The following is an 11,147-nucleotide window of genomic DNA, read 5'->3' on the forward strand; positions in this document are numbered from 1 at the left end:
TTCTTTTCGATGCCTGGCTGCGGCCGGGCTTTATGTTCTGTGATCCGAAAAAGGAGTCTCTTTCATGCATCTCGTACAGACAATGGCCTACGTCGGCCAGGAACCATGGCACGGTTTCGGCAACAAGCTCCCCACTGAGCAACCACTTGAAGTCTGGGCTCGCGCCGCCGGCATGGACTGGAGGATCGAGGAGGCCGAAGTGCGATTCGTCACTGCGGGCAACCAGAACCTCGGCACCATTCATGCGTTTCCCGAACAGAAAGTCCTCTACCGTAGCGACACAAGGGCACCGCTGTCCGTCGTCTCCACCCGTTATCAGGTCGTCCAGCCAGCCGAAATCCTGGAGTTCTACCGCGATCTCACCGAGGTCGGGGGATACGAGCTAGAAACAGCGGGCGTGCTCAAGGATGGCAGAAAGCTATGGGCGCTTGCGAGGACTGGCCAGTCCGCCACGCTGAAGGGTAAAGATCAGGTCAACGGGTACTTACTCCTTGCGACTGCCTGCGACGGCACGCTCGCCACCACCGTGCAATTCACATCGGTTCGGGTCGTCTGCAACAACACCCTGCAAATCGCATTGGGTGACAGCACGAGCGCGGTCAAAGTCCCGCACCGCTCGCAGTTCGACGCTCAGGCCGTGAAGCGTCAGCTCGGCATTGCGATATCGTCGTGGGACGCGTTCATGGCAAGAACCAAGGCGCTCTCCGAACGGAAAATCTCGGACTCGGCAGCCGAGACCTTCCTGCGGCGCGTGCTCATCTACTCGACTGCCAACGTCGCGGACCGCGAAGCGCTCGCGGTCAATGAGCGTGCGATCAAGGCAGTCGGCCAACTCTACGCGGGACGCGGCAAAGGCGCAGACCTCGCGTCGGCCTCTGGCACCGCGTGGGGATTACTGAACGCCGTAACCGAGTACGTCGATCACCATCGCCGCGCACGCAGCGACGATCACCGGCGCGATGCTGCGTGGTTTGGTCAGGGCTCGACCATCAAACAGAAGGCGTGGGATGAAGCGCTCAAGCTCGTTGTGTAGTCCCCGCTGTTTCCATTCACGCCCGGCGCGGCCAGGTTCGCCTGCCGGGCCTTTCCGTTTCTGGAGGTTTCGTGAGCGTCATTCCATCCAGCCACGCCCTGTCGCGACGGCCTGCATTGAAGCTCGTCAAGACCGACGAACTGTCCCACGACGATTGGCTCGCTGTGCGGCGAACCGGGATCGGTGGATCCGACGCCGCAGCAGCAGTCGGGCTCAATCCGTACATGAGCCCGCTGGAATTGTGGCTCGACAAGACGGGGCGTGCGGACGGCCTACCGCGCCCCGATCCGGCCGATACGACATCGCCGACGTACTGGGGGACACTGCTCGAACCAATTGTGGCGGCGTCGTATACAAAGCAGACGGGCAACCGGGTTCGTCGCGTCAATGCCGTCCTGCGTCACCCATCGATCCCGTTCATGCTCGCCAACCTCGATCGCGAAGTCGTTGGCGCGCGTGACGTGCAGATTCTCGAGTGCAAGACGGCGGGCGAATTCGGCGCGCGGCTCTGGCGAGACGGCGTACCGGAGTACGTGCAGCTTCAGGTCCAGCATCAGCTTGCCGTGACGGGCAAGACGGCGGCGCACGTCGCGGTACTCATCTGCGGCCAAGCACTAGAAGTCCATCGGATCGAGCGCGACGATGCGTTGATCGGGCGGCTCGTCGAACTCGAAACCGCGTTCTGGCGATACGTCGAGACCGATACACCGCCACCCGCGGATGGCTCCGAATCCGCAGAACGGGCATTGCGGCATTTATATCCGGGAGACGGCGGCACCATCGATTTCAGCGACGATCGTCAAATGTCGTCTGTGTTCGCCGACCTGGTCGCCGTGCGGGCCGACATCGAAAGACGCCAGCAGACCGAAGCGCATCTCAAACAGACCATCCAGCAGGCAATGGGTGACGCCACGGGTGCGCTGTTCGAAACCGGCGAAGTGTCATTCAAGCGTAGTCGCGATTCATCCACCGTCGATCTGAAACGGTTGTTGGCCGATCACCCTTCGTTCGAAACGCGATACGCCACTTCGAAGCCCGGTTCCCGGCGCTTCCTCGTTTCCACCTGAGTCCGTTTGTGTCCGGCCATCGCAACAAACAAGCGTTCGCCTTCATCTTTCTATCTAGGGAAACGCTGATTAATGAAGGCCGGCGGTTATCGCTGATGTAGCCGAGGACGTTATAGAAGACAGCTCACGGAACGGACCCACGATGATGAAGAGGCAGATCGGCTTCGCGGAAGCGGAAATTGCAGGCAAGAAGCGCGTGACGAGGCGCCAACGCTTCTTGGCCGAGATGGAGAAGATCGTGCCGTGGCAGCGCTTGCTGTCGGCAATCGAGCCGCATTACCCGAAGGGCACGCGAGGCCGTCCGCCGATTGGCCTGGAGCGAATGTTGCGGATCTACTTCCTGCAACAGTGGTACGGGCTGTCGGACGAAGGGCTGGAAGACGCGCTGTATGACAGCATCGCGCTGCGCGCCTTCGCCGGCATCGATCTGGCGGTCGAGAACGTGCCGGATGCGACCACGCTGTTGAAGTTCCGGCGCCTGCTGATCGAACACGAATTGACACGCAAGCTGTTCGACGAGATCGGCATCTCGCTGTGCGAGCGAGGACTGCTGATGAAGGAAGGCACGCTGGTTGACGCGACGATCATCGAAGCGCCGCCGTCGACCAAGAACGCCGGGAAGAGCCGTGACCCGGACATGCATCAAACGAAGAAAGGCAACGAATGGCACTTTGGGATGAAAGCCCACGTGGGAGTCGATGCCGATTCGGGCCTGATCCACAGTGTGGTTGGCACGGCGGCGAACGTGTCGGATGTGTCGCAAGCGCATGCCCTGCTGCACGGGCATGAACAGGAAGCGTTCGCCGACGCGGGCTACATCGGAGTAGACAAGCGCGACGAAATGAAAGGCAAGACCGTGAAGTGGCACGTCGCGGCCAAGCGCGGAAAGATCAAAGCGATGCAGGAAGGGCCGCTGAAGGACTTGGTGGTCGCGGTCGAACGAACCAAGGCGCAGATCCGTTCGCGGGTCGAGCATCCGTTCCATATCGTCAAGAACCTGTTTCACCATCGCAAGACGCGGTACAAGGGCTTGGCCAAGAACACGGCGCAACTGTTCAGCCTGTTCGCTCTGGCGAATCTGGTGATTGCGCGCAATCTGTTGCGATCGGTTCATGGGAGCAGTCCGTCATGTGTGTGAAAAACGCGAGCAAGAGGCCCGTGTACGAGCCAAATTCACCGAAATGAGCATCGATTCGATTCGTTATCCGGAAAGTTCGACGCCGCTTCATCTGCAAGTCGAACGGGCAGCACATTAATCAGCGTTTCCCTAGAGGTCCACATGCTGAAAGGTCTTTCAATCACCCCGCCCGTGGTCGGGCGAATCTCCATCGGGCGCGTCGTCGAGAAGAATGGCAAGCGCCTGCCGGAGAAGGTCGATCAATTTACCCTCACCACGCAAGTGCAGAACCGTGACGGCTGGATGCCGCATCCGCTCAACGAAACGCTGCGCGAGGCGACGTCCGGCAAGCTCCGTGCGATGCCGGTTCGTGTGCTGTTCAACGACCCCGATCTGAATCTGCGCGCCGATTACTCGCTGTTCGATCGCGACACCGGGCGCCCGGTCTGCGTCGGCAATGGAGAAACATGCCGGCGTATTGGCGATGCCGGCATCGAGACCCTGCCCTGCCCGTCACCCGACGGCTGCGCACTCGGTCGTCAGGGTGGATGCAAGCCCTACGCGCGACTGAACGTGATCGTCGGCGACGAAGACGAGTTGGGGTCGTTCATCTTCCGCACCACGTCCTTCAATTCCATCCGCACGCTCGCGGCACGCCTGCATTACTTCCGCGCCGTCTCCGGCAACCTGCTCGCGTGCCTGCCTCTGGAGCTGAAACTGCGGGGCAAGTCGACCACGCAGAGCTACCGGTCCCCGATCTACTACGTCGATCTCGGCGTGCGATCCGGCAATACGCTAGAAGACACGTTGACGCAAGCGCACGAACTGGATGTGCGGCGACGTTCGACTGGGTTCGATCAGGCCGCACTCGATACGGCGGCTCGTGCCGGCTTCGCCAACGGTGCATTCGAAGACAGCCCGGACGAGCGGGCGGCCGTGGTCGAGGAGTTCTATCCCGAGACAGTGGCCGGTCACACGGACGCGGACACTGGTGCGGGTGAGAAGACTGGTCAGACGCAATCGCCTCGATCAACGCTACGCGACAAGCTGGAACGCAAGGCGGTGCTGCTCGGCGGAGCAGCGGCATGACAGCGACGTCCCGCTGGACGTTCGTGCTGGCAGTTGGCGCAACGGGCACCGCGCTCAGTCTGTCGATCCTGGCAGGCTGGCAGCGCGGTGGATCGCTGCCTGAGCGGTCCGTCTGGGTGGCAATCGGCACGGTGCTCGTCACGAGCGCGCACCTGTTGCCGGCGTTACTCCGGGATGCTCCGATCCTCGTGCGCGGCACGGGTTGCCTGCTATGGGGCGCCTGCCTGGCAACTGCGTGTTACGGTCATGCGGACTTCTTTGTGACGGCACAACAGCACGCCGGAGAACTGCGGGCGTCGACCGTACCGGACGTTGTGATTGCAACATCCGGTCGCAGTCTCACGGCCGTCATGGCGGACCGGGCAAACGTGGCGCGTCAGCTTGCGCTCGTGGGGGCGCAGCGCTGTCCTCGTGACTGCCCGGGATGGGAAGCCCGTCGCACGACTCTCGCCGCGCGACTCGAAGCGCTCAATGCGGAAGCGGACGACATTCGGCGCCGACAGTCAGCGGACGATCGGGTCACGGCGCAGCGTGACACATTACTTGCCGATCCGGTCACGTCACGACTCGCCACGTTACTCGGGACGACTGTCGTCCGTGTCGACCTGCTATCGGGACTGGCGTTCGCCGCCGTGCTCGAAGGCGTAGCTTGCCTGCTCTGGAGGGTCTCGCTCCGATCATCGTCATCGGCGCCCGTGCCGGTCGTGCCAAAATCTGATATCGCGCCGGTCACGGATTCGGTTGACGTGACTCAGCCTGTAGTCACGACGGTCGCGGAAGTGAGTCGTGCGATTCAATCAAGAGTCACGCCGGTCATACCGAGTCACGCACCGCTGACCGTTAGTCGCGAAGCCGAAACTGCCAGTCACGACGGGATAACCAACAGTCACGCTTCGCGGGACGGCCCGGTCCCGCCAGCACCGGTCGTTGAGTCAGTCGGTGACGCCGTGTCCCAGTCGCCCAAGACGTCGCCGCGGGTCGGGTCCGTCCGACCGTCGCCGACATTCGCCGCTATCTGGGTTGTTCCCAGGCACGCGCGGCCGCGCTGCGCCGCCAGATCGCCGAACGCGGCGCTGCGACATAAGCGCCGGGCATCGCGCCCGGCCTATTCTTTCTCGACAACCCACAATACGGAGAGGTATGGACGCGCCCCCCGATCTCGCCAGCATCACCAATCTTGCCAACCAATGCGTCGCAGTCGCCGACCGCGTACGCACCGCGCCTGGACAACAGGCTACCGGCGCGTCAGCCGCGCCGACAACCGCTCGAAGACCTCCAGCATCATTGCCCGATCCGCCGTACTGAGCCGGGAGAGGAGCCGATTCAGGTGATTCGCTTGGTCGCTCGACCGGCTACTCGCCTCCGTCAGCAGGTCCGCTGCATCGCACTGGAAGATATCAGCCAATTCGAACAACCGCACCACGGTCGGAATCACAACGCCGCGCTCCATTCGGGACACGGCTTCCAAGCCGATCCCCAGCGCTTCTGCCACCTGTTCCTGCGTTAATCCGCTTGCGATGCGCTGCTTCGCGATGGCTCGCCCCACCGCGGCCGCAAGATCGTCGGTTTGCCCGTTCGGCATGCTCCCTCCCAGTCACCCGGAATGGTTGAGCACCATCCGTTTGACATGAAGGGCTTTATTGGTTGATATTCGTCTAATTTAGATGATTACATCCTACCGGGTCGATCCAAGTGGCGCGTGCTGGGAATCTGTCGCCCCGATTCATCCCGTTTGGTGCGCAAAGCCTTCACAACAAGATCGTTACTGACAGGAAATGAAAGCATGAAAACCACGCACAACAAGATCGCTACACGCGTTGCGTTGTATGCCTGCATCGCCGCCACGCTCACCGCCTGCGGGCACAGCGCTCCTTCGGAAAGCGATGCGAAAACTGCTGTACAAGCTCGCATCGGCGACTGCAATTACCTGCGCGTGAGTGACTTCAACAAGGTCAACGGTATTCCTATCGCTGAAAATACGTACAAAGTCGAAGTGAAATATACGCTCACTCTTACTCCGACTAGCGACATGAAGGACCGCGCAAAGGCGCTGAATACAGATCGAGCCAAGCTGAGTGATGCCAAGCAAACGTACGATGCAGCGCGTGCGGATTACCATGCTGCCGAAGCCGCTTGGGTGGAAGCCCACAAGCATGATCCGGACACCAGCATCAGCTCGCCTGATCCAGCCGACCCCGCCAAAGTCATCTATCCCGTTGAGCTGGGTGAATCCGGCGCACGAAATAAATACATGCACGACCATAGCGACGGGCTCAATGGCGGCGGGACGGCTGACTCATATGCGGAACAGCAAGAGCGAGTCCGTCAGGAGGCTAACGTTCAGATCTTCGCTAACGATCTGCGTAAAGAGTGCCAGAATGTTCAGCTGAGGACACTGGGTCAAGCTTTTCATGGCGTTAGTGCATCGACTGATTTGACTGAAGAGGTACAAAATCAGTGGGATGAAACGATTATGATGGTCAAGACCGACAACGGCTGGCAGGAAGCTCAATAGCCGCAAGGACATTGCATCGCCTCATCTGGCGGAAGCAAGACAGGCACTCGTTCGATCCAGCTATGGCCGGGTCAGTCAGCAGCATAGCGAGGCACGCCTGCAGGCGTGCCTCGCGTCCTCTTGCCGATTATTTTTTTCAGGCCGCGGTATGGAATTCCTACCGTTCTTTACTCACGGCATTCTGTCGGCCTGCACGCGAACGGTAGCGCCGGCTTCGATTCAACGTTGGATCGATGCCATCAGGCGTGAAATGCCACTCCGCTTCGCCCAAGATGTCCCAACTCTGCGAACGAACATTGAGCCGCGATCCAGTAGCGCATCGAAAAGCTCCATGATGGCGGTGAGACAGACCCCATGGACTTTTTGCTCGCGCGACAGTGCGGAATCGGAATCAACTCTCGATCCGAAAGCAACTTTTCCTATTACCCCCTATCTGCTCTTACCTCACCCGCGCTATCCATCTGACCCGGGCTGGTTTTCCATACGTCGGCTGGGCGCTACGATTGCACATGTCGTTCGAAATAGGCAAAGAAAGATGAAGGTTCCGATGGTGAGGCGTTACGACGGTGGCATTGTTGGTAGTAGCCGGCGGCTCAACGGCCGACAGATTGAAATCGATGTCGCTCATTGGTCAGATCCTTCTCGCGCCAGACAGGCACGATGAAGACGTGTTGTTGCATCAAAGTGCATCAGCATCGAATCGTCAGCAGGCAAGTGAACGAGCCGAACCGAGTGAATGGCCGCCAGGAACCGATTACAGCCCACCGGCGGCCTTGGCCGACTGTCATCCACACCTACCAAGCCGTTCGATACATCAAAGCCGTAATGTCCCGATTTATTCGTTCTGGTCCGCATCGAGGTCCGTTGCATCCGCACTCGTGTTATCGAGCGATTCCGAATCGAACGAATCCGCCTGCGTGCCGCCTGCCGGTTCACCCTGGAGCGTCGGCTTCACGGTACGCGGACGTCCCGACTTCTCCTTCTCTTTGACCTGGCTCGTACCGAACACGCGGCAATGCTCACCGTACTTCATCTTCAAGAATTGGTCGGCTTTCGTCATGTATTGAATGTTCCTGCGCAGAGCCTCCCGCTTGTTGTGATCGTCCCAATTGATCTCTCCCGTTCCAATACCATGCCCGTACTTTGCATGCTTCGCCTTATCGGCGTTGCTGTTCCAGTACTTCCCCTTGCCGTCCGTCACCTTTACCCAGTATTCGCCGATCTGCTGTGCAATATATACGTCCCGACACGAATTAGCCGTATAGAAGATCAACACATGCAAATGCAATCCTGAATCGTTACCCTCCTCGATCTTCCAGATGTAGTCACGAATGCCTCGTAGCAACTTGTTCGAACGGCAGTTGTTGAAGAATTTCTTACGGTGCCTCTGCATCTCCTCCAGCCTTATGCTGGATCGATACTGCGCTTGATATCCAAAATGCAGCATCAAAACAAGCCGACGAGATTTATTCTCGAATATCTGTCGCTCAATAGCAAGGCCCTTCGCTTCATTACGCTCGGCATTGCGCTTACGAACACGTAGCTGCTCACGAAACGCAGACGTTCCTACAATCTCGAGAACCTTTGCCAGCAATCCATTGAACACTTCTTCAGGCAGCCTTTCCACGATAGAACCACGCGGAGAACAGCAAAACGGAAGAGCATCAGGATGCAAGCCCAAAGCGCCAATTGCTTCGCGCAGCGCCTCAACATGCGGGCTAAATACATAGCGCTCATCGAAAGCATAGTGCTGGAAGAACCGCATCACCGAAGTCCAGTAGCGCTCACCCATCGGCTTCACTACTATCACTGGCTGTCTCTCAGCATTGCGCTCGATTACAAACCCATCACTTTCCTCACTAAATTCAATGTCACGCACCAACGCTTCGATTTCAGCCAGTACTGGCCCGATCATATCGAAATCAGGATGCACCAGAAGGCACTCTCTGTCGTCTACCTCCTCTCCCTCCGTGTTTATAACAAAATCACTGAATTTATATATCTTATAAAAATCATCATCCTCATACGACATGATAGACAGATCACCCCTTTTTGAGTATATCTCTCCGAACCACAACCCCATTTCAATTCATCCCCTCATTGCCAATTCCTCTCATTCATCGCTTCATTCCTCACCCCCACCTTCATTTCCATCAAGTATTCCAATTTACCATTTTCAAGCAGTCCATTCCATTCCATTTCATAAGACCCATAAATAATTTCAAGTCAAAAACTCGCCAATCAACCAGACCCACCGCTTAAATTCACCGACCAAGATAGATACCCCCCATCAACCCATATACTTACTTACGTCCGAATAAATTAATAAAATCGTATCCCGCCATTGCTCTTGGACTGCTGGCGTTACTTTTTAAAAGACTGCCGTCGCGCAGCCAAGCCGAGGATTGCAGCCAGCCAGCACCTCGAATTTGGTGCATTCGACGTATGTTGTGTCCTTTCGGCGTAAATTGTATGCCCCCCGTCATCTCGTGGTCCTGCGTTGACCAACATCTCACGCATACGCCCGCCGTAATTGATCCCTCACGCTTCGAAAGATCTTTGCCGCCGAAGTTATCTTTCACGCTCGGGGTAAAACGCCCTAAGAAAATTGGACGCATATTTGTTGGGCCGGCCAAATTTTGACTATTTTCTGCTGAAATTTATCAGGGTCGACAGACATTCGCCGGCATGGCTTAATTTTCGACGCAGAGCCATATTCTCCACCACGAGACCAACTGATAGACGGTGGCCAATAGGCCGCCTTGTGGTTTATAACGAACGATGAGATTTTCAGCTTAATTCGCGCGATGCCCCCTGGCAGATCTTGCAATTCAGGATTCGCACCCAGTAGTCTTTAGCGCTGAATAAGCTGTTCAACTGCGTCCGCTGGCCAGAGCAGACGACGGTTCGGCAATTTGACTGGACGCACGCCATGGTAGCTCCCTGTCTGGTTATAGCGTTTCCGAATGGACTGCGGGAGGCAAGAAATCGCGTTCGCGAACTCTTCCGTCGTCAAGCGACGACCTGTTGAAGTGGAACTGAAGGTGTTGAGATTCATAGTCTGCTCCAAGGCGACAAGCTTCAAGGTTTAGCGCTGCATGAATCAGGCGAAAGATCGATTTACTTCAATTCCGACCTTCGTGACGCCATCTGCATCCGCTTGAAAGCAAGACTACAAACGAGGCAATCGTTAGTCGATAGATCGTAGGCTATCGTAGGCAACGTAGCTTATCGTAGGCTAACGTAGATTCAGCAGAATTCGTCAAATGTTGACCTCCCCTCTTCGGCGGCGCCCGACAAATCCTGCTAGCTGTTCTTTTGTATATTCCACCGATTTTCCGTCAATATTCCTGTAAAACATGACGCGTCCATTATCGCAGCCAGCCAATGGGTAAAATTCTTTAGACAAGTCCGTCGCCAACTCAATCAATTTCCTGTGGACAACGTGAACATCAAAGCGATCGGGGCCCGCAAGTTCCATCGCTCGAACAAGTGCATCGTGAATTTCGGCTCGTCGTCCCTTGGGTCCGGCCATCACCTTGGACGTAGCCCTCTTTTCTTGAAGTGGGTGTTCGGGCGATACGCTCCGTCGGGCTGCATCACCTAACGACGGGATAGTAGGACTAGCGATAGCTGACTGGTCAGAATTTACATCGCTCAGACTGTCACACGCGCTCGAGTTCAATAATCTCTGCTCCGGCACAGATTGCCCAAATGCGTGACAAATAAAAGACCGGTCCAAGAAATTGACAATATCTGCCATATCGAAACCGATAGCGTGGACCAAGTCTCTATATGGTGCAGTGAGAGCAGGCTCATGCGGGTAACCTTCCGCGTAGTCAGCCAGAGTAAGAGGAGGCGCCCATCGTCCCCCTACATCCATCTCGCGCATATAAACCCTTTTTCTATACTCGATGTAGCGGCCAATCCATTTCGCCTCTTCGAGCAGAAACACCCTGCCTTCCGTCTCAGCGCAATCGCTCGGTCGTGCATATCCAGTTCGTTCTCGCAAATCGAGCCATCGTGGCAAAACAATATCGCGCGCGTTGGCCAGATGGTAGTCTAGGAGCGACGCGGCATGGCTGTAGCGAGCAGCCTCTTCGAGTGAATTCCGCAGCACCGCTGGATCATCCGGCTCCGCCAGTTTCAGCCCATTTGGAAGGTCCGTAAAACGGGCAATCGCCCACAGGACGTTGGCTAACGAAACGAACTGCACTCTCGACTGCCTCATACTGACTCTGCAAACCTGTTAGGTTGTGTCACATCGAACTCACCACCTTTGCGACGATCGGGCGATTACAGTCGACGGTTGAGCTTCCTGTACCT

General features: G+C 57.3%; 8 protein-coding genes and 1 pseudogene. 6 read left to right on the forward strand and 3 right to left on the reverse strand.

All coding sequences use genetic code 11. The features are described from left to right. Positions 1 to 64: 64 nt before the first annotated feature. From HWX22_RS17060 to HWX22_RS32000, 5 genes and pseudogenes are all read left to right on the forward strand, one after another. Positions 65 to 1,033 carry a DUF932 domain-containing protein gene (locus tag HWX22_RS17060; RefSeq protein WP_175916087.1) on the forward strand — a complete coding sequence of 323 codons (969 nt, stop codon included), beginning with the start codon at positions 65 to 67 and terminating at the stop codon, positions 1,031 to 1,033. Positions 1,034 to 1,104: 71 nt separating this feature from the next. After that, positions 1,105 to 2,100 (forward strand): lambda-exonuclease family protein, encoded by a 996-nt coding sequence (locus HWX22_RS17065; RefSeq protein WP_175916088.1) that lies wholly within the window; start codon positions 1,105 to 1,107, stop codon positions 2,098 to 2,100. Positions 2,101 to 2,245: 145 nt separating this feature from the next. Further along, a complete protein-coding gene (locus HWX22_RS17070) occupies positions 2,246 to 3,238 on the forward strand; it encodes an IS5 family transposase (RefSeq protein ID WP_175916127.1) in 993 nt (330 codons plus the stop codon). Positions 3,239 to 3,379: 141 nt separating this feature from the next. Continuing rightward, entirely contained in the window at positions 3,380 to 4,306 is a 927-nt protein-coding gene (locus tag HWX22_RS17075) for a phage capsid protein (RefSeq protein ID WP_175916089.1), read from the forward strand. Further along, a pseudogene (locus HWX22_RS32000) lies at positions 4,303 to 5,390 on the forward strand (hypothetical protein). Before HWX22_RS17075 ends, HWX22_RS32000 begins: the two are co-directional and overlap by 4 nt. A 150-nt stretch (positions 5,391 to 5,540) precedes the next feature. Here HWX22_RS32000 and HWX22_RS17080 read toward each other — a convergent pair. Beyond that, entirely contained in the window at positions 5,541 to 5,888 is a 348-nt protein-coding gene (locus tag HWX22_RS17080) for a helix-turn-helix transcriptional regulator (RefSeq protein WP_175916090.1), read from the reverse strand. A 201-nt stretch (positions 5,889 to 6,089) separates the two neighbouring features. Between HWX22_RS17080 and HWX22_RS17085 the strand changes: the two genes are divergently transcribed. Then, complete coding sequence (locus HWX22_RS17085) at positions 6,090 to 6,821, forward strand: hypothetical protein (protein ID WP_175916091.1); 732 nt, start codon at positions 6,090 to 6,092, stop codon at positions 6,819 to 6,821. Between the two features lie 835 nt (positions 6,822 to 7,656). Here HWX22_RS17085 and HWX22_RS17090 read toward each other — a convergent pair. Then, positions 7,657 to 8,853, reverse strand: coding sequence for an inovirus-type Gp2 protein (locus HWX22_RS17090; RefSeq protein WP_175916092.1), 1,197 nt, complete (start codon positions 8,851 to 8,853; stop codon positions 7,657 to 7,659). 1,230 nt (positions 8,854 to 10,083) lie between these two features. Next, a complete protein-coding gene (locus HWX22_RS17095; protein WP_175916093.1) occupies positions 10,084 to 11,037 on the reverse strand; it encodes a hypothetical protein in 954 nt (317 codons plus the stop codon). Between the last annotated feature and the right edge of the window lie 110 nt (positions 11,038 to 11,147).

Origin of the sequence: Burkholderia sp. BCC1638 (assembly GCF_902833195.1) — a bacterium.
GTDB classification, from domain to species: domain Bacteria; phylum Pseudomonadota; class Gammaproteobacteria; order Burkholderiales; family Burkholderiaceae; genus Burkholderia; species Burkholderia diffusa.